Raw genomic sequence first — 23,210 nt, forward strand, 5'->3', positions numbered from 1 at the left:
AAACAGAGCAGCGCCGATGGTAGTGTGGCATTGCCCATGCGAGAGTAGGTCATCGTCAGGCTCCTAATACCAAAACCCCGACAGCTAGCGCTGCCGGGGTTTTTTCGTTAGGGGAATTATGGGCCTGCGATGGCCTGCGGAAGGGGTAACTGCCAGGCAAGCCCACTGCTATACTATCCAGCTGAATCACAAAACCTCGCAAGGCTTTTGACGATTTAACGTCAAAGGCGCCCTGCACAGTGCAGGCAGTCGCTCAACCGGAGTCCCCATGTCCAAAGAACATCTCGTTATTTTCGATACCACCCTGCGGGATGGCGAACAGAGTCCTGGCGCAACCATGTCCCGCGCCGAGAAATTGCGAATCGCAAAGGCCCTGGAGAAGTTGCGGGTGGATGTGATTGAGGCTGGCTTTGCGGTTGCGAGCCAGGGCGATTTCGAGGCGGTGAAGGGAATCGCCGAGAATGTTCGCGAGTCCACGATCTGCAGTCTGGCAAGGGCGGTGGACGGGGACATTGACCGGGCGGCGGAAGCGATTCGCCCCGCCGAGCGGCCACGGATCCATACCTTTATCGCGACTTCTCCGATCCATATGAAACACAAGCTCATGATGGAGCCGGACCAGGTGGTGGAGCAGGCGGTTCGTGCGGTCAAACGCGCCCGCAATCACGTGGATGATGTGGAATTCTCCTGCGAGGATGCCGGTCGTTCGGACCTCGACTTCCTCTGCCGGATCATTGAAGCAGCGATAGCCGCCGGCGCCGGTACGATCAACATCCCCGACACTGTTGGCTACGCCATACCGGAGCAGTTTGGCGACACCATTGCCAGGATCATGAACCGGGTGCCTAACGCCGATAAGGCGGTGTTCTCCGTTCACTGTCACAATGACCTCGGGCTGGCAGTGGCGAACTCCCTGGCCGCCGTCGAAAACGGGGCGCGGCAGGTTGAGTGCACCATTAACGGCCTGGGCGAACGGGCGGGGAACGCCTCCCTGGAGGAAATCGTCATGGCGGTTCGCACCCGCCAGGATCATTTCCGGGTGGATACGCGTATTGATACCCGGCACATCGTGCCAGCCTCCCGTCTGGTTTCGACCATCACCGGTTTTCCCGTCCAGCCTAACAAGGCCATTGTTGGGGCCAACGCGTTTGCCCACGAATCCGGGATCCACCAGGACGGGGTGCTCAAGCATAGGGAAACCTACGAGATCATGCAGGCTCAGGATGTGGGCTGGCACACGAACAGCCTGGTTCTCGGTAAGCACTCCGGTCGTAACGCGTTTCGTTCCCGCCTGCTCGAGCTGGGCATTCAGTTCGACACAGAGACCGAGCTGAATGAAGCCTTCACGCGATTCAAGGCTCTGGCGGACCTGAAGCATGAGATTTTTGACGAGGATCTGCAGGCTATTGCCAGCGATACCCGACAAAAAGAAGAGGATGGCCGTTTCGGGTTGGTCTGTATGCAGGTCTGTTCCGAAACCGGAGTTGTTCCGAAGGCCAATGTGACCCTTTTAATGGATGACAGGGAATATACCGTTGAAGCAGAAGGCAGTGGACCGGTAGACGCAACATTCAAGGCTATTGAATCGTTGGTGGATTCCGGTTGCAATCTTCAGCTTTACTCGGTCAACGCCATTACCAGTGGCACTGACGCCCAGGGGGAGGTCACTGTGCGGCTTGAGCGGGGTGGTCGTATCGTCAACGGAGTGGGATCCGATACCGACATCATCATTGCGTCTGCCAAGGCCTATATCGAGGCCCTGAACCTGATCAGTCGGGGCGGCGTGCGCCAACACCCGCAGGGAGCCGATGTCTGAGGGGCATGACATGAACGAGGCCCAGCGTCAGTTTGTCATGGGCGTAGCTGGAGTCAGGCTCTGGTACGCCCGATCAGTCTTACCCGGCGCGGCTCCCAGTCCTGATTACGATTTCGGCGAGCCGGCAGGGCAGACGCAGAGCGGGACCGGGTCGGCGGAGGCCCCGCCCGTTACCCGGGGTCCCCGACCGGTGTCTGAGGCCTCACGTAAAGGCCTGGCCAGACTGCAGGGGTTGTTATCAGAAACCGACGCAGCTCCTGACCCAACGGCCCGGGAAGAGGTTTTTGCCGGCGGCGGTCGCTCAACCACCGCCAGAACGCCTGCGGCCACTCGAGCATCCTCACAGAGTACACCAACGGAGACGGATGTCGCACCGACACCAGAGCGGGTCCCGGTTGAGCCGGTGGATGACACCCTGGCCGGAAAAGCCATCGCATTCCAGTGGCGTTTCTGGATCGGAGAGCAATGGCTATTGGTCAGCAGCTGTCCTGACACCGCCAGTCGCGGACTTGAAGACCGGCTTGCGGTCAATATATTAAAAGCATTGGGCGATAACATCGTCAGTACAGAGGTATTGCGCTGGCCGGTTTTCAGTAACCCAGGGGTGCCCGGGAATGACGCTAGGGGAGCGGCGGAAGTGGTATCGGCGATGGCGGAAGCCACAAGCCGGCCAAAGCAGCTGTGGCTGGGGCTGGAACCGGAGGAGTCGGCCTCTGGCAGGTCGTCGTTGTGGCAGGATGTGATCGCCCCGCTTGGTGAGGCGACGGTGTCTTTCCCAGGGGGGCTGGTCGCGCTGTCGTCGGATCCCGGCGCAAAACATGCGCTCTGGCAGGCGTTGCAGAAAGCCGGGCGGTCATGATGTCTTCTGGTCCGCACGACATCCTGCACCGGGTTGTTGAAATGGGCCAGGGGCTGCGGGCTCTGGCTGAGCCGGATATCCCCGAGATTCTGGAAATCGAGCGGCTTGGATACTCGCACCCCTGGAGCGAAGGGGTCTTCCGTGACAGCTTCCGATCGGAATACACGGTGCTGGGCGTCGAGCAGTGTGGTCAGATGGCAGGCTATGGGGTGTTGGCCGCTCTCTACGATGAAGCCCATCTGTTGAACCTGTGCCTGCGCCCGGCCAGCCGTGGTCGCGGGCTGGCGCGCCAATTGCTGCGGGCGTTGTTGAGGGCGGCCGTGATGCAGGGTATGCATCGTGTGGTGCTGGAGGTGCGTGCCAGCAACCACGTGGCCCGTAAGCTTTACGAATCCGAGGGGTTTGCAGTGGTTGGCGAACGGCCGGGCTACTATCCGGACGGCGCTACCCGTGAGGATGCCCTGGTGATGATCCTGGAGTTCGGGGCGACGGGTCCAGACCCATGAGGTGTTTGTATCCTGCCGTGCAATGGGTGAGAATGCGCACCTTTTGATCAGTGCCGGAATTGCCCGGTCTCCTTTCCAGAATGTCCTGTTAATGCAAGTGTGAGGCTATGTCCGATAGTAAGATTGCCAAAGAAGTATCCAACCGGCGCACCTTTGCCATTATTTCCCACCCGGACGCCGGTAAGACGACCATTACCGAAAAGGTTCTTTTGTTCGGACAGGCCATTCAGAAGGCGGGCACCGTCAAGGGCAAGAAATCGGGCCAGCATGCCAAGTCCGACTGGATGGAAATGGAAAAAGAGCGGGGCATTTCAGTGACCACGTCGGTCATGCAGTTCCCCTACGGCGGACGGCTGGTCAACCTTCTGGACACGCCAGGCCACGCGGACTTTTCCGAGGATACCTACCGCACGCTGACGGCAGTGGACTCCTGCCTGATGGTGATCGATGCAGCCAAGGGCGTCGAGGAGCGAACCATCAAACTGATGGAGGTTACGCGCCTGCGGGACACACCCATACTCACCTTCATGAACAAGCTGGACCGGGATACCCGTGACCCGGTGGAACTCATGGACGAAGTGGAAGACGTGCTCAAGATCGCTTGCGCACCGGTTACCTGGCCCATCGGTATGGGCAAGAGTTTCAAGGGGGTCTACCACCTACTGCGGGATGAGGTGGTCCTGTACCGCACCGGGCAGGGGCATACCATCCAGGACACACAGGTGATTGCCGGGCTGGACAACCCAGAGCTGGATAAGGTGTTGGGTGGCTATGCCGCTGAGCTCCGTGATGAGATCGATCTGGTCAAGGGGGCATCCAACGAGTTCGATCATGAGCTGTTTATGGCTGGTGAGCTGACCCCGGTGTTCTTCGGTACGGCCCTGGGCAACTTCGGCGTCGATCATATGCTTGATGGCCTGGTGGAGTGGGCGCCATCGCCGTTGCCGAGGGAAACCGACACCCGGACCGTGCAGCCGACGGAAGACGGATTTTCCGGTTTCGTATTCAAGATCCAGGCGAACATGGACCCGCAGCATCGCGACCGGGTTGCGTTCATGCGTATCGTATCCGGCAAGTACCAGCAGGGTATGAAGGCACGCCACGTACGCATTGGCAAGGAGGTGCGTTTTTCCGATGCGCTGACGTTCATGGCTGGTGACCGGGAACATGCAGACGAGGCGTTTGCGGGCGATATTATCGGTCTGCACAACCATGGCACCATTCAACTGGGTGATACCTTCACCTCTGGCGAAAGCATGAAGTTTACCGGTATTCCCAACTTCGCGCCCGAGCTGTTCCGCCGCATTCGCCTGAAGGATCCGCTCAAGACCAAGCAGCTTCAGAAGGGGCTGATACAGCTTTCGGAAGAGGGTGCTGTGCAGCTTTTCCGTCCACTGCGGAACAATGATCTGATTGTTGGCGCGGTGGGTGTGTTGCAGTTCGATGTGGTGGTCGCCCGCCTGAAGAGCGAATACAAGGTCGACGCTGTCTACGAACCCATCAATGTCGCTACCGCCCGCTGGGTTACCTCTGATGACCCGCGCAAGCTGGACGAGTTCGAGCGTAAGGCCAATGACAACCTGGCGCTGGACGGGGGTGACCGGCTGGCCTATATTGCGCCCACCATGGTCAATCTTCAGCTGGCGCAAGAGCGCCATCCGGATATCCTGTTCCACAAGACCCGGGAACACTGACGCCTGCGATACCGCAAGGGGGAAGATAGCGTGCGCCTGGTTGATGCTCATTGCCATTTTGACTTTGCCGGTTTTGAGGGGAGTCGGGGCGAGATCTGGAGTCGGGCCAGGCAAGTGGGTGTCGAGCGCCTGGTTATCCCCGGGGTTCGTCAGCAAGACTGGGATCGTGTGATCCGTGTGGCGTCCGAATGCGAGCACTGGTGGTATTGCCTGGGGATTCACCCCTGGTATGTGGATGAACATGATGAGGGGGCGCTCACGGAGCTGAAACGCCGGTTAAGGCAATCAGGGCCGAAGTGTGTTGCGGTCGGCGAATGCGGCCTGGACCGACTCCACGGAAGCCTGGAGCGTCAGATGCCCTGGTTCGAGGCCCAGGTGGACATGGCTGTCGAACTCGACCTGCCTCTGATCATCCATTCCGTGCGCACCCATGATGAAGTCATCGGCGTGCTGCGGCGTAAGCGACCAGGCATGCCGGTGCTGGTTCATGGTTTTTCCGGCAGCTATGAACAGGGCCGCGCCCTGGTCGAGCTGGGCTGTTTTCTGGGTATCGGGGGCGTGATCACGCACGACCGCGCCCGAAAAACCCGCAGCGCCGTGGCGCGGTTACCGGTGGACCATCTGGTGCTGGAAACCGATGCCCCGGACATGGCCCCTGCGGGCGTTGCCAAGGGCGAGAACGAGCCTGCGAACCTTCGGCAAATACTGACCTCACTTGCGGAGTTGCTTGAGTCGGGTCAAGCCGAACTGGCGGCGGCCCTGAAGCGCAATGTCCACCGCCTGTATCGCTGGCCGGTTGATTGATGCGGACGGTTAATTACTTGGAATCGGCCGCGGGTTTGTATATAATCCGCGCCCTGGCTTTTCATGGCGACAATGTCGGCTCAGCCCCGAACGACATTGTCCCGGCCGGTAGCTTTTTGAGGCTTTCCGGCCAACAGGTATAAAACCTCGCCTGGCGTCACTCCCACAGCGTCGGCATGGAGGTTTTTCAACGTTTATTTTTTGTAGCGTTCAAGGCGGATTCAATGAAGACTCTGAGTGCGAAACCAGAAACCGTAACGCGTGACTGGTACGTTGTAGACGCAGCCGGCAAGACGCTGGGTCGTCTGTCAACCGAGATCGCCCGTCGTCTGCGGGGCAAGCATAAGCCTGAGTACACCCCTCATGTCGACACTGGCGATTACATCGTGGTGATCAATGCCGGCCAGGTGCGGGTGAGTGGCAAGAAGGCTCATGCCAAGATGTACTACAGCCATACCGGCTTCCCCGGTGGTATCAAGTCCATCAACTTCGAGAAGCTGATTGACAAGGCTCCCGAGCAGATCATTCAGAAGTCTGTGAAGGGTATGCTGCCGAAGGGTCCCCTCGGTCGCGCCATGTTCAAGAAGCTGAAAGTCTATGCTGGTGATGAGCATCCTCATGCAGCCCAGCAGCCCAAAGAACTCGACATTTAACGGAAGGCGGATATGTCTGTAACACAAAATTACGGTACTGGTCGCCGCAAGAACTCCACGGCTCGCGTCTTTATCAAGCCGGGAAGCGGTAACATTACAATCAATGGTCGTACCATTGAGCAGTTCTTCGGTCGTGAAACTCTGCGGATGATCGTTCGCCAGCCTCTGGTTGTGGCCGAGTCCGCTGATCGCTTTGACATCCAGATCACCGTTGCCGGCGGCGGCACCAGTGGTCAGGCGGGGGCGATTCGTCACGGTCTGACTCGTGCATTGATGGATTACGACGAGACGTTGCGTCCGGCGCTGCGCAAGGCGGGTTACGTTACCCGTGATGCCCGTCAGGTCGAGCGCAAGAAGGTTGGTCTGCGTAAGGCGCGTAAGCGTCCTCAGTACTCCAAGCGTTAAATCCGGTTCCGGATTTGGCAGAAGAACCCGGCTTTGTGCCGGGTTTTTTATTGTCCGTTCGATGCCTGTACAGAGTTGATCTGTGGCATGGTTTCGGGGTTCTTGGCGGGTTTCGCGCTTGTAAGGTGCTGGCAATTTCATTACCATTTGTGCGCTTATAATCTTGGGTTGTGAAGTCCTTTTCAATGTGTGAGCGGCCTCAAAGGCGGTAATCGCATTGCCTGATGGGAGAAAACCATAATGAATAATGGCGACGTTAGCCAGGGCCGACGCCGGTTTCTGATAGGCGCAACTTCCGTGGTTGGGGGTGTCGGCGTCGTCGGTGCGGCTGTACCTTTTGTGGCATCCTGGAATCCCAGTGCCAAGGCGGAAGCAGCAGGCGCGCCGGTCACCGTCAATGTCAGCAAGCTCGAGCCGGGTCAGCAAATGACGGTCGAGTGGCGAGGCAAGCCAGTGTGGGTTGTCCGCCGCACTGACGAGATGTCCGAGCGGATTCAGGAGATGAACGACCGGGTCAAGGATCCCCTGTCCGAGGAGGCCTCCCAGCCGGAGTATATCGACGGTGAGCTGCGAACACTGAAGGAAGGTTACTCGGTTTTGATCGGTATCTGCACGCACCTGGGGTGTTCGCCCCAGTATCGCCCGGAAGTTGGTCCGGCGGATCTGGGCGAAGACTGGCTGGGCGGTTACTATTGCGCCTGTCACGGTTCCAAGTATGATCTTGCTGGTCGGGTCTTCCCGAATCAGCCGGCACCGACCAACCTGGAGATACCGCCCCATCGTTACGACGATGAGTTTACCTTGACCGTTGGTCTGGATCCTGAGGGGGCTGCGTAATGAACAAGCTGATCAACTGGGTTGATGAACGTCTGCCGATTGTCGATGCATGGAACAAGCATCTGGCGAAATACTACGCGCCCAAGAATTTCAATATCTGGTATTTCTTCGGGTCTCTGGCCATGCTCGTGCTGGTCAACCAGCTGGTGACCGGTATCTGGCTCACCATGAGCTATAACCCCTCGGCGGAAGGCGCCTTTGCCTCCGTCGAGTACATCATGCGTGATGTGGAGTGGGGTTGGCTGCTGAGGTACCTGCACTCCACCGGTGCCTCTGCCTTCTTCGTGGTGGTCTATCTCCACATGTTCCGTGGGTTGATGTACGGTTCCTACCAGAAGCCCCGCGAGCTGATCTGGATCTTCGGCATGCTGATCTACCTGGTGCTGATGGCAGAAGCTTTCATGGGTTACCTGCTGCCCTGGGGGCAGATGTCCTACTGGGGGGCTCAGGTTATCGTTAACCTGTTTGGTGCCATCCCGGTTATTGGTGATGACCTGTCCCTGTGGATTCGTGGTGACTACCTGATCTCCGGTATTACCCTGAACCGCTTCTTTGCACTCCACGTGGTCGCTCTGCCAATCGTTCTGCTTGGTCTGGTGGTGCTGCATATCCTGGCGCTTCACGAAGTGGGCTCCAACAACCCCGACGGCATTGATATCAAGAAGAACAAGGACGAAAACGGCGTTCCCAAAGATGGTATCCCGTTCCATCCTTATTACACCGTTCACGACCTGATGGGCGTTGCCGTATTCTTCTTTGTGTTCTTCGTGGTTCTGTTCTTCTTCCCGGAAATGGGGGGGCTGTTCCTCGAAAAGCCCAACTTTGAGCCGGCGAATCCCCTGAAGACACCGAATCATATAGCACCGGTCTGGTATTTTACGCCCTTCTACGCCATGTTGCGGGCGGTGACCGTTGACCTGTTCGGCCTCGACGCCAAGTTCTGGGGCGTGGTGGTAATGGGCGCCGCTATTGCGATCCTGTTCGTGCTTCCATGGCTGGACCGTAGTCCTGTGCGCTCCATTCGCTACAAGGGTTGGCTGAGCAAGATCGCGCTCGCAATCTTCGCGGTGAGTTTTGTGGTCCTGGGTTATCTCGGTATTGTTCCTGCAACCGCAGGAAGAACCACGGTTGCTCAGATTCTGACCACGTTCTACTTCCTGTACTTCATTCTCATGCCGTTCTATACACGCATGGAAAAAACCAAGCCAGTACCAGAGAGGGTGACAGGATGAAAAAACTGATTCTGGGTCTTTTCATTGCGGTCCTGCCGGCCCTGTCGCTGGCAGCAGGTTCCAGTGTTCATCTGGATAGTATAGAGGCAGACCACACCAACGACGCGTCTCTCCAGCGTGGTGCGGCCACCTTCATGAACTATTGTGCCGGTTGCCACTCGCTTGAGTACGCCCGTTACAAACGGGTGGCTGACGATCTGGATATTCCGCCAGAGTTGTTCAAGGAGAACCTGATTTTCACCGGCGCCAAGATTGGTGAGTTGATGGGAATCGGCATGGACAAGGACCAGGCCGCTGACTGGTTTGGTAATGCGCCGCCGGATCTGACACTGGTATCCCGTGTGCGCGGGGAAGACTGGCTGTACTCCTACTTCCGGGCCTTCTATAAGGATGAGAGTCGCCCCCTGGGCGTCAATAATGCCGTGTTCGGCAATGTTGGCATGCCTCACGCGCTCGTCGATCTGCAGGGACTGTGCGCCGTTCCTCCCAAGATCGGTACGAACCCCAGCGTAGACCCGCTCAGTGGCAATGTTCGTGGCACAGATATCTGTGAGGAGTGGGCTGTCGAAGGTTCCATGGAGCCGGCGGAATTCGACCGTGCCATGTACGACCTGACCAATTTCCTTTCCTACATGGGGGATCCGGTCAAGGTGGAGCGTGAGCGCCTGGGCATTCTGGTTCTGATTTTTGTCGCGGTGTTCTTCATCTTTGCCTATCTGCTGAACCGTGAGTACTGGAAAGACGTGCACTGACGTTTTAGCGTATAATTGATGCGGCAAGATCCAGCGGGCCTCTCGTATGGCCCGCTGGTTTTTTGCGTTCAGCAGTAGCTATCTGTCTTATTATCTTGGAGTCGTTCTATGGGCGTTGTGACCAAGAGGTCATCAATGACGTTTTTCTCGGACCCTTCCAGCCATTACAGCCATCGGGTTCGTATTGTGCTTGCGGAAAAGGGTGTTACCGTCGACGTTGTGGATGTTGATCCGGACAATCCGCCGTCAGAACTTGCGGACCTGAATCCGTACAATGCCCTGCCGACCCTGGTGGATCGGGATCTGGTGCTCTACGAACCCAACATCATGATGGAGTACCTGGATGAGCGGTTTCCTCATCCTCCGCTGCTGCCGGTGTATCCGGTCGCGCGGGCGAATAGCCGCCTGATGATTCATCGTATCCAGAAGGACTGGTGCGGCCTGGTGGATCAGATTCTGGAGGACCCCTCCGCAAAGTCCTCCGAGCCGGCCCGGAAGGAGCTCAGGGAGAGCCTGCAGGCCACCGTCCCCCTGTTTGGTGAGATGCCGTTCTTCCTCTCTGAGGAGTTCACCATCGTCGACTGTTGTATCGCGCCTATTCTCTGGCGTCTGCCATCACTTGGTATTGAGCTGGATGCCAAGCAGGCAAAGCCGATAACCAAGTACATGGAGCGCATCTTCGGTCGCGAAGGATTCAAGGCAAGCCTGTCCGACCTGGAAGAAGATATTCGCAGTTAACTGACGGGTGCGCCGCTCGGACGGCGCAGCCCTGAGTGCCGGGAGAGCAACGTGTCTGAACACAAGGTGACCATGACGTCCAGCCGTCCCTATCTGGTCCGGGCCTTTAACGACTGGATTCTGGACAACCACTGCACGCCTCACATTGTGGTGGATGCCAGTATCCAGGATGTTCAGGTTCCCGCGGACCACGTCGCCAACGGGCAGATTGTGCTCAATATCAGTCCGTCTGCGGTAAAGGCCCTTGCGATCGGCGACCATGCGCTGGAGTTCAGTGCTCGCTTCGGAGGGGTGCCGATGCAGGTTTATATCCCTCTGCAAGCGGTCATGGCGATCTATGCGCGCGAAAACGGAGAGGGGATGGTATTCGGAAGTGAGCCAGGGTCCCCGGACCCGGAAGGTAGCAAGCCCAAGCCCGGCGAGCCTGGTCGGGAGTCAAAAGATGAATCAGGTCGTCCCAGCGGCCGTCCCAGTCTCAAGGTTGTAAAGTAACCGTTATTCAATGCTGGTCAGGGTTTTATGGCCAGCATTGCCTCATTTCCTTTCCACATTAGCCACCAAACAGGTTCTGTTCCACCAACCGACACAGCGCACTGGTGATCAGCATCATGATGGGCGTTGCCGTCACGGGTTCCAGGTCGTTCAGTGTGATCTCAAGGTCTTGTGACTGTAGCAATGAGCTGATGTCGGTTTTTTCCCTGGCGCTGATGACAATGACTCCGATATCCCGCTCATGGGCCGCCAGAATGGCCTGGATCAGGTTGGCCTTGTGGCCGTCGTCCACGAATACCATCAGGGTATCGCCAGGCTTTCCGATGGCGGTTACCTGGCGGGCGAAGGTCTCGTTGAACCGGTTATCCCGGCAGATGGCGGAATAGGTGGTGGCGTCAGCGCCCAGATTTATCGCAGGGAGCCCGGGTCTGTCCTGGCTGAGTCTCCCCAGCAGTGCGGTACAGAAATACTGGGCAATGGTGTTGGCGTTGCCGTTGGCGCAAGCCAGGATTTTACCATCGCCAAGTAATGTGTTTACCAGGGCGTCGGCGACTTCTGGGATGAGCGGCGCTACCTGGCTGCCGGCCATCGCTGTTTGCTCCATGTGGTCGGCAAACCACTGGCTGACCGTGTCTTCAGTGCTGTTCATGGCTTGGTGGTTCCATTACTCGGCTTGAATGGCATTCCTGATCCAGCGGATCCTGTACTTGTGGGTATCGCCTGGTGCTATGGCGATAACGTCAATCCTGCAGTCCTGGTTCCAGAGCCCATGGCGGTGCAGATACCAGGAGGCGGCCCTGATTACCCGCTGCTGCTTTCGCCAGCTGATGGAGCCGGCGCCATCCGTCAGTCCGCCCTGTTTCCGGTACCTTACCTCGAAGAATACCAGCGTCCGGCCATCCCGGCCGATAAGGTCGATTTCGCCACCACGACTGAAGACATTGCGTTCGATGATGGTAACGCCCTGGCTGGCCAGGTAACGGGCCGCTACGCCTTCAGCGTGGTCGCCCTGTTGCTTGCGGGTGGCGGCCGCTCCGGACCCTTGAGTTTTGCCTTCCCTGGCGGTCATGTCAGTTAATGACGTCTTCCGACGCTTCCTCCTGATCGGTTTCCGTGGTCTCTCCATCGTCTTCAGAGGCAATGACCGGAACGCCTTCCTCGAACATCCCCCACATCTGGGTGCGGTGAACCCGGTTATTGGCGTCCAGCCACAGGTCGCCTGTGTGGCCGGGTACCCGGTGGTCATTCATCTGCTGCATCAGCGGCAGGTTGATGCTAAGGGTCCAGGCATCCGCACCCATGGCGAACAGGCGCCCCAGGGGGCCGTCAAGGTTCTCGAATTCGTCGTAGGCTTTTTGGCGGAACTCTGGTTCGCGGTCCAGAATCCAGGGCAGGTCCGTGAAATAGACGCCGTTCACGTCCCTGTCCCGGGAGGGAGCCGGACGTCCGCCATAAATGATGGAAGGCGAGAACACCGGGACATCATTGGCATAATAGAAGGAAAACAGCGGTTTGAATTGCCGAGCAATCATCGGCTCCGCGACCATGACGATGGCTTCCGCATCCTGCCGGCGCCTGGGTTCGAATTCCACATTCAGGCCCATGGTCCGCTCAAGCTCGATGGCCCGCTCACGGCTGACATTAATGCCCAGCAGTTCGGCGCTGACATCGCGGAAGTTGTCCTCTTCGGCGTAGCGTTCCATATCCAGGATGATGCCGCCGAGTTCGCCCATCCGTTCTTCCAGGGCGTTTGCGATGCGGTCGCCCCAATCCCCCCGGGGGATCAGCACCAGGGCCTGGGAGAGTCCTTCCTCGACAATGCGTTCAGCGATCTGTCGGGCTTCATCCTCAACAGACAGGCCGAACTGGAACAGCTTGGCTGGCGCCGGTTGTTGCTGTTTCGGCGCATAGTTCAGGGCGAGCACGGGAACCGGAAGGTCGTTGCGACTGGCAAGAGCAGCTACCTCCTCCTTGGCCAGCGGGCCTACGATCAGGTCCGGGTTGTTAGCCAGGATTTCCGGCATCATCTCCTCGAAGCTGCGACCATTGGTATCGACGATGGAAATGGTGGTGCTGGACCGAACGGCCTGCTTTGGTGGTTCGGCAGCGACGCTCTGATTATCAGCAGAGTCTGACTCGGGGGGCTGCATGGTTTCAGCTTCCTGGCCGTCGGCGTAGTAGGCCGCCAGGAAGCCTTCGCGGACCATGTTGCCAGCGGCGGAGAGTGGCCCCGACAGGGGCAGCGCCAGGGTGATACGCTCCGGGCGTTCCTCCAGAACCCGGGTCAGCAGGGCCAGTTCACTTGGCACGGCTTCGGTCCCCGGATGCCCGATCCAGTTGAAGCGCCAGTTACGCACCGCATTGCCCTGAGCTTCAAGGCTCATGCCTGGTTGGCGCAAGGTGGCAGCCAACTCATACCACCCCTGGTTTTCAAGGCCGATAGCCGAGGTGGCGGCTTTCTCAAGGGCGGCGTCCGGCGTTTCCTTCAGTGCCTGCCAGATACCATCGTTCAGCTGTTGCCGATCGTATTCAAGCAGTTCCGGTTGCACGCCCATCAGGAACTGGGCCAGCTTCAGGGGCGTATTGGCCAGCCTGTAGGTCTGCTCCTGAAGCTGGGCGGCTCTGGCCTGCAGATCTTCCGGATACTGCTGATACTGGGACGTGGGTATGGCCGCAGCCAGTTTGATGGCCCAGTCCGCATCTTCCAGTGCAACGGCGCTCTTCATGCCAAGCAGCAGGTACTGGTTGTTGATTTCCTCTGCCGGCTGGTTGAAAGCGTCGCTACGGAGTATGTCCCGGGCATAGCGATCCTGGCCATTTTCCTGGAAAGTCGCAGCGGAGCGCAGCAGGAAGCGTTGACTCTCCAGGCCAGCTGAAAGCTCTTCCGCCGCTGACAGGGCGTCGGCCGCAGACTGGATGGCGTTGTTCTGCAGTTGGATCGGGGTACAGCCGCTGGCCAGCAGGGCGATCAGCGTAGATGCCATGGCAATGTGCCGCAGGTTTGGCAGGTGACAACGCATAACAGGCAAGGCTCCTTGAGGTACCGGCACAGGGCCGGCATAGTGTCTCTCTGTAAGGGAGCTCTGGATCACTCCGGGCGATGCCTGGTGTCCAGGCGGTGATCAGGACTGACGCAGAGGCTCCCCAAATGGTGTCAGGGGCTGCAAGTTTACCAGCTTGGCGGCTATTTCACAGGTTCGTAGCGGGGATTTCGGGTTGGGATCAGATAACACCTCGGCAATGGCTGCCGGAACACTCTTCATCGTTGCCACACCGATTGGCAATCTCGATGATCTCTCCCGTCGTGCTGAGCAGGTACTGGGAAGGGTCGACCTGGTGGCGGCGGAAGATACGCGGCACAGTGGTCGCCTCCTGCAGCATCTCGGCCTGAGCAAGCCTATGTGGGCGTTGCATGACCATAATGAAAGAGAGCGTGCGTCAGCGTTGCTGGATCGTATTGAGCGGGGGGAGTCAGTGGCTCTGATTTCCGATGCCGGTACGCCGCTGATCTCCGACCCGGGTTATGTGCTGGTGAAGGCCGCCAGGCAGCGGGGCATTATTGTCACGCCGGTGCCCGGTGCCTGTGCCATGGTGGCGGCGCTCAGCGCCGCCGGCTTGCCCACCGACCGGTTTCTGTTCGAGGGCTTTCTGCCCGCAAAGGCCGTTGGTCGCCGCAAGGCGTTAACGGCGCTGGCCCGGGAAACAGCGACGCTCATATTCTACGAGTCGCCGCGCCGAATTCAGGGAATGGTTGGCGATGTGGTCAGTGTGTTCGGTAACGAGCGGGAAGTGGTGCTGGCCCGGGAGCTGACCAAGACCTTTGAGACGTTCTATTCAGGGACGGCATCCGACGTACTGGCCCAACTGGAAGGTGATGCCAATGCCGGCAAGGGTGAGTATGTGGTGATGGTGGCGGGGGCGCCGTTGGGGCCGGAGGAAGGTGTTGCTGTCGATGCCGATCAGGTGCTCTCGCTGCTTTTGCCCGAGCTGCCGGTAAAGAAGGCGGCAAAGATTGCCGCCGAGCTGACAGGGCGCTCCCGCAATGAGCTCTATCAGCGTGCCCTGGCACTCCGCGAATCCTGATAAATGCCTTGCGCCTGCCGCGGTGCGGGGGTATGGTCTCGCCTGAGCTCGCCAGACAGTCGCCGCCGGTTACGCCGGGGGAGGAAAGTCCGGGCTCCGCAGGGCAAGGTGCCAGGTAACGCCTGGGCGGCGTGAGCCGACGGAAAGTGCAACAGAAAGTATACCGCCTAAGCGCCTTTGGGCGCCGGTAAGGGTGAAATGGTGCGGTAAGAGCGCACCGCGTGGCTGGCAACAGACCGCGGCGATGGTAAACCCCACCTGGAGCAAGACCAAATAGGAGTCCTATGGCGTGGCCCGCGCTGGACTCGGGTAGGTTGCTTGAGGCCTGTGGCAACGCAGGCCCTAGATGAATGACTGTCCACGACAGAACCCGGCTTATCGGCGAGCTCGCCTTTTTCTTTTTTTACCCGCCCCACTGATACCTGCTTGTCAGATTGTGAAGTGCGTGGTTTGACGACAGGTTTTGTTATAGCGAAAAAGTCTTAGACTTCTTTCACTTTCTCCGAATGTCTCTGCAGGCATTTGATTTGCAGGAAGTTCTCCCCCGTATCTTTCTACATGTCCTTTTTGTTCTTCTCTAACCCCTTGTCATTAAAGAAACTTTCGTAATGTGAGACCCCTTTTAACCGCTTGCATTGTGGTTGTCGTGTTCCTATAGTGTGCAGGAGTGGGAAAAAGTGGAATTTAGTGGTTATTGGTGGAATGAAAGTGGTGGCCAGTGGGTCACGGTGTAAAAGTCCTCCACGGGAAGTCACATAACAGGCAGGAGCGGCAGCAGGGTCTGCACCTTGAGCGATGAGCAACTTTCTTGGCAGTCACGCAATCAATATGGACGCGAAGGGTCGCCTGGCGATTCCTGCCCGTGTGCGTGAGGAACTGCAGGAGGAGTGCGGTGGTCGCATCGTGCTTACTGCCAATGCCGACGAAGAGCGCTGCCTGCTGGTATACCCCGAGCCGGTCTTCGAGAACGTGCGAACCCAGGTTCTGGCGCTTCCCAACATGAACAAGAAGGCCCGCCGGCTTCAGCGGCTTATTCTGGGGCATGCAACCCCCCTGGAGCTGGATTCCGCCGGTCGTGTGCTGGTTCCGCCCACGCTGCGCAGTTATGCCCGGCTGGAAAAGAAGCTCATGTTGATCGGCCAGGGCAAGAAACTGGAGCTCTGGAGCGAAGAGCGCTGGTTCGCCTGGCTGGATGAGTCAGACGATGACGACGAGATGCCGCCGGAGATGGAGGCCCTGTCGCTATGACCGCCGACCACTCATTCGACCCGGAGGCTGGGCAGTCGCTTCATCGCTCGGTGCTGCTGGACCAGGCAGTGGATTTGCTGGTTGCTCATCCCCGGGGGCGGTTTATCGATGGCACCTTCGGTCGTGGCGGTCACAGCCGTTTGATATTACAGCGTCTGGAGGGTAGCGGCCGGCTGGTCGGGATTGACAAGGACCCGGACGCGGTCCGTTTTGGTGAAGCTCTGGCGGCCGAGGACGGCCGCTTCGTCGTTTATCACGGCTCATTCGCCGAGATGGACGATGCCGCATCCGCTCAGGGCTGGGAGCCGGGCTCGGTGACAGGGGTGTTGCTGGATCTGGGCGTGTCGTCACCCCAGCTTGATGATCCACAGCGCGGCTTCAGCTTCATGAGCGATGGCCCCCTGGACATGAGGATGGATTCATCCCGTGGCCCCAGTGCCGCGGAATGGTTGAACACTGCGGCTGAGCAGGATATTGCGGATGTCATCTTTCGTTTCGGTGAGGAGCGGTTCTCGAGACGGATCGCCCGGTCGGTGGTGCAGAAGCGGGTCGAGGAACCGCTGGTCACTACTCGCCAGTTCGCTGAACTGGTGCGTCAGGCCGTGCCCAAGAAGGAAAAACACAAGCACCCGGCAACACGGAGCTTTCAGGCTGTACGGATCTTCATCAACCGGGAGCTGGAGGATCTGGAGGTCGGGCTGAAAAAGGCCGTCCAGCTGCTGGCACCGGGTGGCCGACTGGTGGTGATCAGCTTTCATTCCCTGGAGGATCGCATCGTCAAGCGGTTCATGAGGGATCTCTCCCGTGGCCCGCAGTTGCCCCGGGGGTTGCCGGTCCGTGCGGAGGAAGTGGAGCCGCCATACCGATTGATAGGCAAGGCCCTGAAGGCCAGTGAGCCTGAAGTACAGGAAAATGTCCGTGCGCGGAGTGCCGTGATGAGGGTTCTGGAGCGCCGCGTTGAAGACAGGGGAGTAACATCCGAATGAGTGCCGTCACAATTGAAAAACCGGCGAAGGCGCCGGCACTGACCCGGGGTAATGTGCGCACCCGGGTGTCGGACGCACTGAAGTTGTCCGCGAGAATCTTCCGTGCACTGTCGGAGCCGCGGGTTGTTGTCACTCTGGGGCTTGCGATCCTGTTGATCGGGTCGGCCATCGGCGTGGCTGTCAGTGCCCACCAGAACCGGGAACTGTACAACGCTCTGTCGGAATTGCAGGGTCAGCGGGACGCCTATCAGCGCCAGTGGAGCCAGCTGTTGCTGGAGCAGAGCGCGCTGAGCGCCCACGGTCGCATTGAGCGGAAGGCTGTGGAAGATCTGAATATGATCGTGCCGGGGCAGGAGCACATTGTGCTCGTGCCCCATGCCAATACTGGTCAGGCGGTTGCAGCGGGAAGATAGCATTATTATGGCGCAGCATCAGGAATCGTCCATCGTCATGCAGAAAATCGCCGCCGGGCTCAAGGCCTGGCGGTTTGGCTGCGTGCTGGGCGTTTTTCTGATGGTGACCGCCGTGCTGGGGTGGCGGCTGGTTGATCTGCATGTTGTGGATCAGGCGTTCCTGCGACAGCAGGGCGACGTTCGTACCATTCGCGTTGACCCCATCGATGCCCATCGGGGCATGATCACTGATCGCTATGGTGAGCCCCTGGCCGTCAGTACACCGGTGGAAACCCTGTGGGCCAACCCGGGGGAGGTGGATCCGGATGACCCCAGACTGACCACCGCCGCCAGCCTGCTGGGTATCAACGACGCCCGGCTGCGCCAGCGCATGCGGGATTATGCCTCCAAAGAATTCATCTACGTGCGTCGAAAGATCCAGCCTTCCCTGGCCCGTGAGGTGCTGGCGCTGGAGATCCCTGGCTTCTATAGCCGTATGGAATACAAGCGCTACTATCCGGCAGGTGAAGTGACAGCTCACATGGTGGGCTTTACCAATATTGACGAGCAGGGGCAGGAAGGTATTGAGCTGTCCTATAATAACTGGCTCAGTGGTGTACCCGGGCGCAAGCGTGTACTACGCGACAATCGCGGGCGCCTGATTCGCGACCTATCGCTGATCCGGGATGCCAAGCCCGGCAAGGATCTCACCCTCAGCCTCGACCTGCGTTTGCAGTATCTCGCCTATCGTGAACTGAAGGCGGTGGTGCAGGCCCACAACGCACGGGGCGGAACCCTGGTAATGCTGGATGTTTCAACCGGCGAAGTGCTGGCCATGGTCAACCAGCAGTCCTACAACCCCAACGACCGAACCTCTCTCAGCCCTGACCGGTTGCGAAACAAGGCACTGACGGATCTTTTCGAGCCCGGGTCCACCATGAAACCACTGGCCATGGCTGCTGCCCTGGAGTCCGGCGAGTATCAGCTGGACTCCATGATCAACACTGCGCCGGGTTACCGGCGCTTTGGCCGTTTTACCATCCGTGATCATCGCAATTACGGTGAGCTGTCCATGACAGAGATCATCTCCCGCTCAAGCAACGTTGGTATCAGCATGATCGCCAACGATATCGGAGGGGACGTGATCAGGGATTTCTATTTCCAGCTGGGGCTTGGACAGCCCACCGGTATCGGCTTTCCCGGCGAGGCTGTGGGTGTACTGCCCATGAGCAGTGACTGGCGCCCCGTGGAAGAGGCGACCTTGTCCTATGGCTACGGCATGAGTGTGAATGCGCTGCAGCTGGCCCAGGCCTATATGGTGGTTGCCAACGGCGGTACCCGTTACCCGGTGACTCTGAATCGTCGGCAACAGCCGGCCGTCGGGCAGCGGGTGCTGTCTGAAAAGGTCGCCGCACAGGTTCGCGGAATGCTGCAGGAAGTGGTCGAGAATGGCACCGGAAAGCGTGCCAATCCGGCGCTCTATACCGCCGGCGGCAAGACCGGCACGGTGCATCTGGTGGGTGCCAACGGCTACGAAGACAGCCAGTACAAAGCCATTTTTGCGGGTATGGCACCTATGGACAATCCGAGAATTGTGACTGTGGTGGCGGTGGATGCCCCGCAGGGTGGAGATTACTACGGTGGTGAGGTGGCCGCGCCGGTGTTCGCCAGGGTTATGAGCGATGCCCTGCGGCTGCTGAATGTTCGGCCAGAGTTGACCGCTGTGGAAGCGGCCACCCAGACGCCCGGCAGGCCCGGGGAGCGAGGGTAAGGTCATGTGCATGACGTCGCTGAGTACGCTGTTGCAGGGCATTGTCGAGGTGCCCTCGGTTTTTGATGTAACCATACACGGTTTGCGAACGGACAGCCGGCAGGTGGGAATGGGGGATGCGTTCGTCGCCATGCCGGGCAGCCAGACGACCGCCGATCATTATGTCGACGATGCTATCCGTGCTGGCGCCATCGTTATCATCCTGGACGTGTCGGAGTCGGCACCCTGTTACGAATATCGGGGTGCACTGGTCGTCCCCCTCAAATCACTGCGCAGTCACCTGGGTCAGATAGCCGACAGGTTCTACGAACATCCGTCGCGGCGTCTTCGGGTGGTGGGGGTGACCGGCACCAACGGCAAGACGTCTGTCACTCATTTTATCTCGCAACTGCTCAATGGGGCCGATATCCCCTGTGGCGTGCTGGGCACCCTCGGCCACGGCATGCCCGATAATCTTGCCACCGCGACTCATACCACTCCGGACGTGGTGGAAGTAAACCGTGCCCTGTTCGATATGGCCCGAAAGGGGGCCCGTGTGGTGGCCATGGAAGTATCATCCCACGCCCTGGACCAGGGACGGGTTGATGGCGTCAACATGACCGGAGCGGTGTTCACCAATCTGACCCGGGACCACCTGGATTATCACGGGTCCATGGAGGCCTATGGCCAGGCGAAGGCTTCACTGTTCACCCGGGAAGGGCTGCACTTTTCGATTATCAACTTCGATGACCCGTTCGGGCGTCAGCTGTATGAGCAGACAGAAGGGCTCTGTGATCGGGTACGTTATAGCCTCCACGAAGCCCAGACGGAACTGTGGCTGACAGGCTTTTCGCCTTCCCCGACCGGTTTTGAAGCGGACGTCGACGGCCAGTGGGGCGCTTTTTCCGTGTCGGCGTCTTTGATGGGCAGCTTCAATGCCAGCAATCTGCTGGCAGCCATGGCTGCGGTGTTGAGTCTCGGGGTTTCTGTGGAGGCGGTCAGGGTGGCTGTGCCCGGAATTACGCCGCCGCCCGGACGTCTTGAGAGTGTGACCGGTCCGTCCGGCATCCGCGTGGTTGTGGATTACGCCCACACCACGGATGCGCTGGCCAATGCCCTGGCAGCGCTGCGTCCGCATACCCATGGCCAGCTTATCTGTGTGTTTGGCTGTGGTGGTGACCGGGATACCGGCAAGCGGCCCGAGATGGGGCGTGAGGCCGAACGTGGCGCTGACCGGCTGATTATCACCGATGACAACCCCCGCAGCGAGTCACCGGAGGCGATCGTACAGGACATTCTGGCCGGTCTTGAAAACCGCGAAGGCGCCACGGTGATTCATGACCGGGCAGACGCCATCCGTGCGGCAATCGACCTAGCCCGGCCCGGGGATGTCGTGCTGGTGGCGGGCAAGGGCCATGAAGCCTGGCAGGAACGTCATGGCAAGCGTACTCCGTTCAGTGATCTGGCCCATGTACAGGAGGCCCTTGGCCTCAACGGGGGTGCGGCATGATGCGGGCGCTTGCCCTGGCAGAGGTCGCCCGGGTGCTGGGTGCCCTGGCGCCAGCCGCGACCGGGTCGGTCCGGGATATCTGCACCGACACTCGAGCACTGCAGGCGGGCGATCTGTTCGTTGCCCTGAGGGGCGAGCGTTTTGACGGCCATGAGTTCCTGGCAACCGCACGAGAGACCGGCGCCATCGCGGCAGTGGTCGACACTCCAGACGAGGCCGTGGCCCTGCCGCAACTGGTCGTGCCGGACACGGTCCAGGCTCTCGCTGACCTGGCCCGTTACAACCGGGATCTGAGCAGCGCGAGGGTGGTTGCCGTGACCGGCAGCAGCGGCAAGACGACATTCAAGGAAATGCTGTCAGCCATCCTCTCCAGGGAGGGTGAAACCCTGGCCACCCTGGGCAACCTGAACAACCATATCGGTGCGCCGTTGACCCTGTTCCGCCTGGCGCCGAAGCACCGTTTCGCGGTCATTGAGCTTGGCGCCAGCGGCCTGGGCGAAATTGCCCATACCGTTGCCGCGGCGGCGCCGGAGGTGGTTGTGATTACCAACGCCGGTGAGGCCCACCTGGAAGGTTTCGGAAGCTACGAAAACATTGTCCAGGGCAAGGGAGAGATTATTGACGGTGTGCGGGCAGGCGGCACCGTGGTGCTGAACCGGGATGACCCTGCCTTTGAGACCTGGAAACACCGTGCCGGCAATCGCCGCGTGATGTCCGTCAGCGCTCGGGGTGACGAGGCAGATTATCGCTGCGTTGGTTACCAGCTGGCCAATGGCGTCTACAGCATCCGGGTGATTACCCCGGACGGTAGCGAGCGCACTCTGACCCTGAATCTGCCGGGCGAGCACAATATCTGCAATGCGCTGTTGGCCATGGCGGCGGCAGAAGCCGCAGGTGCCGGCTGGGTGTCTGTCCTGTCGGGGCTGAAGGCGGTCAAGGCTGCAGCCGGTCGCCTGGAACTCAAACCGTTGAATGATCGAGTAACGGTTATTGATGACAGTTACAACGCCAACCCCAGCTCCATGAAGGCGGCCCTGGAAGTACTGTCCCGGGAAGCACCCATTCGTGTCGTGGTGCTCGGTGGCATGGCGGAGCTGGGAGCTGAGGGCGATCAGCTGCACCGGGAAGTGGGTGAGCATGCCCGTCATCTGGGAATTGAGCAGTTTCTGGTGGTCGGCACCTCAGACGGATGCACGTCGCTGGTGACAGGATTTGGTGCCGAAGCCCATCGGTTCGATACACATCAGCAGTCCGTGGAATGGCTGCTGGCCAATATCACCGGGCCCATGACGGTACTGGTCAAAGGGTCCCGCAGTTCTGCCATGGACCGGGTAGTCAAGATGTTACAAGAAAAGGTGAATAACTGATGCTGCTCTGGTTGACAGAACTGTTAGCGCCATACATTACCGAGCTGACGGTATTCCAGTACCTGACCCTGCGGGCGATCCTCGGCATTCTGACCGCGCTGCTGATCTCGCTGCTGATCGGCCCTACGATGATTCGTAAGCTGAGCCAGTACCAGATTGGCCAGGCGGTGAGGGATGACGGCCCGCAGACCCACCTGAGCAAGGCCGGCACACCCACCATGGGCGGCGCGCTGATTCTTGTGGCTGTGGCGGTCAGCACGCTGCTGTGGGCGGACCTGGCCAACCGTTATGTCTGGATCACACTGCTGGTGACCCTGGGCTTTGGCGCCATTGGCTGGGTTGATGATTACCGCAAGGTGGTGGAGCGCAACCCCCGGGGCCTGCCGGCCCGCTGGAAATACTTTTGGCAGTCGGTGATCGGCGCCACTGCGGCAGTCGCTCTGTTCTACAGCTCGGCACTGCCCCAGGAAACGTCGCTGTACCTGCCCTTCTTCAAGAGTGTCTCTCTGACCCTGGGGCCGGTGCTGTTCATCCTGCTGAGCTATTTCGTGATTGTGGGTAGCAGCAATGCGGTCAACCTCACCGACGGGTTGGACGGTCTGGCCATCATGCCGACTGTGATGGTGGCCGGTGCGCTGGCGGTTTTTGCCTATGTTTCCGGGCACACACAATTCGCTGATTACCTGCTCATCCCCCATCTGCCCGGCAGTGGCGAACTGATTGTGTTCTGCGGCGCCCTCGTTGGGGCAGGGCTTGGCTTCCTCTGGTTTAACACCTACCCCGCGCAGGTTTTCATGGGCGATGTGGGGGCCCTGGCCCTGGGCGCGGCACTTGGTGTGGTGGCGGTTATCGTCCGCCAGGAGATTGTGCTGTTCATCATGGGCGGGGTGTTCGTGATGGAAACCATTTCGGTGATCCTGCAAGTGGCGTCCTTTCGGCTGACCGGGCGCCGGATCTTCCGCATGGCGCCGCTGCACCATCACTTTGAGCTCAAGGGCTGGCCAGAGCCCCGGGTGATTGTCCGTTTCTGGGTGATCACGGTGATTCTGGTACTGATCGGGCTTTCAAGTCTGAAATTGCGTTAGG

General features: G+C 59.4%; 23 protein-coding genes and 1 other RNA gene. 21 read left to right on the top strand and 3 right to left on the bottom strand.

Annotated elements, in window-relative coordinates; translation table 11 throughout:
* Nucleotides 1-268 precede the first annotated feature (268 nt).
* The 12 genes from ACFOZ5_RS09905 to ACFOZ5_RS09960 all read left to right on the top strand — a co-directional run bounded on the left by ACFOZ5_RS09905 (nucleotide 269) and on the right by ACFOZ5_RS09960 (nucleotide 10,788).
* A complete protein-coding gene (locus tag ACFOZ5_RS09905; RefSeq protein WP_379886888.1) occupies nucleotides 269-1,816 on the top strand; it encodes a 2-isopropylmalate synthase in 1,548 nt (515 codons plus the stop codon).
* A 10-nt stretch (nucleotides 1,817-1,826) separates the two neighbouring features.
* Nucleotides 1,827-2,675 (top strand): hypothetical protein, encoded by an 849-nt coding sequence (locus tag ACFOZ5_RS09910; RefSeq protein ID WP_379886889.1) that lies wholly within the window; start codon nucleotides 1,827-1,829, stop codon nucleotides 2,673-2,675.
* Nucleotides 2,675-3,181 carry a ribosomal protein S18-alanine N-acetyltransferase gene (rimI, locus tag ACFOZ5_RS09915; protein ID WP_379886890.1) on the top strand — a complete coding sequence of 169 codons (507 nt, stop codon included), beginning with the start codon at nucleotides 2,675-2,677 and terminating at the stop codon, nucleotides 3,179-3,181. Before ACFOZ5_RS09910 ends, rimI begins: the two co-directional genes overlap by 1 nt.
* Nucleotides 3,182-3,288: 107 nt before the next feature.
* Nucleotides 3,289-4,875, top strand: a complete 1,587-nt coding sequence (prfC, locus tag ACFOZ5_RS09920) for a peptide chain release factor 3 (protein ID WP_379886891.1) — start codon at nucleotides 3,289-3,291, stop codon at nucleotides 4,873-4,875.
* 30 nt (nucleotides 4,876-4,905) lie between these two features.
* The gene (locus ACFOZ5_RS09925; RefSeq protein WP_379886892.1) at nucleotides 4,906-5,679 is read left to right on the top strand and encodes a TatD family hydrolase; all 774 of its coding nucleotides are present in this window, start codon (nucleotides 4,906-4,908) and stop codon (nucleotides 5,677-5,679) included.
* A 224-nt stretch (nucleotides 5,680-5,903) separates the two neighbouring features.
* A complete protein-coding gene (gene rplM, locus ACFOZ5_RS09930) occupies nucleotides 5,904-6,332 on the top strand; it encodes a 50S ribosomal protein L13 (protein ID WP_379886893.1) in 429 nt (142 codons plus the stop codon).
* Nucleotides 6,333-6,344: 12 nt separating this feature from the next.
* Nucleotides 6,345-6,737: a 30S ribosomal protein S9 gene (rpsI, locus tag ACFOZ5_RS09935; protein ID WP_379886894.1), complete on the top strand. Its 393-nt coding sequence runs from the start codon at nucleotides 6,345-6,347 to the stop codon at nucleotides 6,735-6,737.
* A gap of 240 nt (nucleotides 6,738-6,977) precedes the next feature.
* On the top strand, nucleotides 6,978-7,574 hold the full coding sequence (gene petA / locus ACFOZ5_RS09940) for a ubiquinol-cytochrome c reductase iron-sulfur subunit (protein ID WP_379886895.1): 597 nt from the start codon (nucleotides 6,978-6,980) through the stop codon (nucleotides 7,572-7,574).
* Nucleotides 7,574-8,806 (top strand): cytochrome b, encoded by a 1,233-nt coding sequence (locus ACFOZ5_RS09945; RefSeq protein ID WP_379886896.1) that lies wholly within the window; start codon nucleotides 7,574-7,576, stop codon nucleotides 8,804-8,806. Before petA ends, ACFOZ5_RS09945 begins: the two co-directional genes overlap by 1 nt.
* Entirely contained in the window at nucleotides 8,803-9,558 is a 756-nt protein-coding gene (locus ACFOZ5_RS09950; RefSeq protein WP_379886897.1) for a cytochrome c1, read from the top strand. Before ACFOZ5_RS09945 ends, ACFOZ5_RS09950 begins: the two co-directional genes overlap by 4 nt.
* A 108-nt stretch (nucleotides 9,559-9,666) precedes the next feature.
* The gene (locus ACFOZ5_RS09955; protein WP_379886898.1) at nucleotides 9,667-10,296 is read left to right on the top strand and encodes a glutathione S-transferase N-terminal domain-containing protein; all 630 of its coding nucleotides are present in this window, start codon (nucleotides 9,667-9,669) and stop codon (nucleotides 10,294-10,296) included.
* A 51-nt stretch (nucleotides 10,297-10,347) separates the two neighbouring features.
* Nucleotides 10,348-10,788, top strand: coding sequence for a ClpXP protease specificity-enhancing factor (locus ACFOZ5_RS09960; RefSeq protein ID WP_379886899.1), 441 nt, complete (start codon nucleotides 10,348-10,350; stop codon nucleotides 10,786-10,788).
* Between the two features lie 58 nt (nucleotides 10,789-10,846).
* On the opposite strand, the gene ACFOZ5_RS09965 is transcribed toward ACFOZ5_RS09960, so the two are convergent.
* From ACFOZ5_RS09965 to ACFOZ5_RS09975, 3 genes are read right to left on the bottom strand one after another with little or no spacing between them, the layout of a single operon-like run.
* Entirely contained in the window at nucleotides 10,847-11,437 is a 591-nt protein-coding gene (locus ACFOZ5_RS09965; RefSeq protein WP_379886900.1) for a D-sedoheptulose-7-phosphate isomerase, read from the bottom strand.
* 15 nt (nucleotides 11,438-11,452) lie between these two features.
* Entirely contained in the window at nucleotides 11,453-11,857 is a 405-nt protein-coding gene (locus ACFOZ5_RS09970) for a YraN family protein (RefSeq protein WP_379886901.1), read from the bottom strand.
* A 1-nt stretch (nucleotide 11,858) separates the two neighbouring features.
* A complete protein-coding gene (locus ACFOZ5_RS09975) occupies nucleotides 11,859-13,808 on the bottom strand; it encodes a penicillin-binding protein activator (protein WP_379886902.1) in 1,950 nt (649 codons plus the stop codon).
* Between the two features lie 220 nt (nucleotides 13,809-14,028).
* On the opposite strand from ACFOZ5_RS09975, the gene rsmI reads away from it, so the two are divergent.
* The 9 genes from rsmI to mraY all read left to right on the top strand — a co-directional run bounded on the left by rsmI (nucleotide 14,029) and on the right by mraY (nucleotide 23,209).
* Complete coding sequence (gene rsmI, locus ACFOZ5_RS09980) at nucleotides 14,029-14,871, top strand: 16S rRNA (cytidine(1402)-2'-O)-methyltransferase (RefSeq protein WP_379886903.1); 843 nt, start codon at nucleotides 14,029-14,031, stop codon at nucleotides 14,869-14,871.
* Between the two features lie 43 nt (nucleotides 14,872-14,914).
* Nucleotides 14,915-15,265, top strand: an RNA gene (gene rnpB / locus ACFOZ5_RS09985) — RNase P RNA component class A.
* Between the two features lie 401 nt (nucleotides 15,266-15,666).
* Nucleotides 15,667-16,119 carry a division/cell wall cluster transcriptional repressor MraZ gene (gene mraZ / locus ACFOZ5_RS09990; RefSeq protein WP_379886904.1) on the top strand — a complete coding sequence of 151 codons (453 nt, stop codon included), beginning with the start codon at nucleotides 15,667-15,669 and terminating at the stop codon, nucleotides 16,117-16,119.
* Entirely contained in the window at nucleotides 16,116-17,105 is a 990-nt protein-coding gene (gene rsmH, locus ACFOZ5_RS09995) for a 16S rRNA (cytosine(1402)-N(4))-methyltransferase RsmH (protein ID WP_379886905.1), read from the top strand. The genes mraZ and rsmH overlap by 4 nt, the downstream gene beginning before the upstream one ends.
* A complete protein-coding gene (gene ftsL, locus ACFOZ5_RS10000; RefSeq protein WP_379886906.1) occupies nucleotides 17,102-17,518 on the top strand; it encodes a cell division protein FtsL in 417 nt (138 codons plus the stop codon). The genes rsmH and ftsL overlap by 4 nt, the downstream gene beginning before the upstream one ends.
* A gap of 7 nt (nucleotides 17,519-17,525) precedes the next feature.
* Nucleotides 17,526-19,268, top strand: coding sequence for a peptidoglycan D,D-transpeptidase FtsI family protein (locus tag ACFOZ5_RS10005; RefSeq protein WP_379886907.1), 1,743 nt, complete (start codon nucleotides 17,526-17,528; stop codon nucleotides 19,266-19,268).
* 4 nt (nucleotides 19,269-19,272) lie between these two features.
* Nucleotides 19,273-20,757 carry a UDP-N-acetylmuramoyl-L-alanyl-D-glutamate--2,6-diaminopimelate ligase gene (locus ACFOZ5_RS10010; RefSeq protein ID WP_379886908.1) on the top strand — a complete coding sequence of 495 codons (1,485 nt, stop codon included), beginning with the start codon at nucleotides 19,273-19,275 and terminating at the stop codon, nucleotides 20,755-20,757.
* Nucleotides 20,754-22,124, top strand: a complete 1,371-nt coding sequence (locus tag ACFOZ5_RS10015; protein ID WP_379886909.1) for a UDP-N-acetylmuramoyl-tripeptide--D-alanyl-D-alanine ligase — start codon at nucleotides 20,754-20,756, stop codon at nucleotides 22,122-22,124. Before ACFOZ5_RS10010 ends, ACFOZ5_RS10015 begins: the two co-directional genes overlap by 4 nt.
* Entirely contained in the window at nucleotides 22,124-23,209 is a 1,086-nt protein-coding gene (gene mraY, locus ACFOZ5_RS10020; protein WP_379886910.1) for a phospho-N-acetylmuramoyl-pentapeptide-transferase, read from the top strand. Before ACFOZ5_RS10015 ends, mraY begins: the two co-directional genes overlap by 1 nt.
* Nucleotide 23,210 lies beyond the last annotated feature (1 nt).

Origin of the sequence: Marinobacter lacisalsi (assembly GCF_042651045.1) — a bacterium.
GTDB lineage: Bacteria > Pseudomonadota > Gammaproteobacteria > Pseudomonadales > Oleiphilaceae > Marinobacter > Marinobacter lacisalsi.

What these genes read in the sequence shown, in the direction of transcription:
- ACFOZ5_RS09950 (WP_379886897.1), top strand. Translation starts at nt 8,803, where the DNA reads ATGAAAAAACTGATTCTGGGTCTTTTCATTGCGGTCCTGCCGGCCCTG.
- petA (WP_379886895.1), top strand. Translation starts at nt 6,978, where the DNA reads ATGAATAATGGCGACGTTAGCCAGGGCCGACGCCGGTTTCTGATAGGC.
- mraZ (WP_379886904.1), top strand. Translation starts at nt 15,667, where the DNA reads ATGAGCAACTTTCTTGGCAGTCACGCAATCAATATGGACGCGAAGGGT.
- rsmH (WP_379886905.1), top strand. Translation starts at nt 16,116, where the DNA reads ATGACCGCCGACCACTCATTCGACCCGGAGGCTGGGCAGTCGCTTCAT.
- rimI (WP_379886890.1), top strand. Translation starts at nt 2,675, where the DNA reads ATGTCTTCTGGTCCGCACGACATCCTGCACCGGGTTGTTGAAATGGGC.
- ACFOZ5_RS09955 (WP_379886898.1), top strand. Translation starts at nt 9,667, where the DNA reads ATGGGCGTTGTGACCAAGAGGTCATCAATGACGTTTTTCTCGGACCCT.
- prfC (WP_379886891.1), top strand. Translation starts at nt 3,289, where the DNA reads ATGTCCGATAGTAAGATTGCCAAAGAAGTATCCAACCGGCGCACCTTT.
- ACFOZ5_RS09965 (WP_379886900.1), bottom strand. Translation starts at nt 11,437, where the DNA reads ATGAACAGCACTGAAGACACGGTCAGCCAGTGGTTTGCCGACCACATG.
- ACFOZ5_RS10005 (WP_379886907.1), top strand. Translation starts at nt 17,526, where the DNA reads ATGGCGCAGCATCAGGAATCGTCCATCGTCATGCAGAAAATCGCCGCC.
- rsmI (WP_379886903.1), top strand. Translation starts at nt 14,029, where the DNA reads ATGGCTGCCGGAACACTCTTCATCGTTGCCACACCGATTGGCAATCTC.
- ACFOZ5_RS09970 (WP_379886901.1), bottom strand. Translation starts at nt 11,857, where the DNA reads ATGACCGCCAGGGAAGGCAAAACTCAAGGGTCCGGAGCGGCCGCCACC.
- ftsL (WP_379886906.1), top strand. Translation starts at nt 17,102, where the DNA reads ATGAGTGCCGTCACAATTGAAAAACCGGCGAAGGCGCCGGCACTGACC.
- ACFOZ5_RS10010 (WP_379886908.1), top strand. Translation starts at nt 19,273, where the DNA reads ATGTGCATGACGTCGCTGAGTACGCTGTTGCAGGGCATTGTCGAGGTG.
- ACFOZ5_RS09945 (WP_379886896.1), top strand. Translation starts at nt 7,574, where the DNA reads ATGAACAAGCTGATCAACTGGGTTGATGAACGTCTGCCGATTGTCGAT.
- ACFOZ5_RS10015 (WP_379886909.1), top strand. Translation starts at nt 20,754, where the DNA reads ATGATGCGGGCGCTTGCCCTGGCAGAGGTCGCCCGGGTGCTGGGTGCC.
- ACFOZ5_RS09910 (WP_379886889.1), top strand. Translation starts at nt 1,827, where the DNA reads ATGAACGAGGCCCAGCGTCAGTTTGTCATGGGCGTAGCTGGAGTCAGG.
- ACFOZ5_RS09975 (WP_379886902.1), bottom strand. Translation starts at nt 13,808, where the DNA reads ATGCGTTGTCACCTGCCAAACCTGCGGCACATTGCCATGGCATCTACG.
- mraY (WP_379886910.1), top strand. Translation starts at nt 22,124, where the DNA reads ATGCTGCTCTGGTTGACAGAACTGTTAGCGCCATACATTACCGAGCTG.
- rpsI (WP_379886894.1), top strand. Translation starts at nt 6,345, where the DNA reads ATGTCTGTAACACAAAATTACGGTACTGGTCGCCGCAAGAACTCCACG.
- ACFOZ5_RS09905 (WP_379886888.1), top strand. Translation starts at nt 269, where the DNA reads ATGTCCAAAGAACATCTCGTTATTTTCGATACCACCCTGCGGGATGGC.
- rplM (WP_379886893.1), top strand. Translation starts at nt 5,904, where the DNA reads ATGAAGACTCTGAGTGCGAAACCAGAAACCGTAACGCGTGACTGGTAC.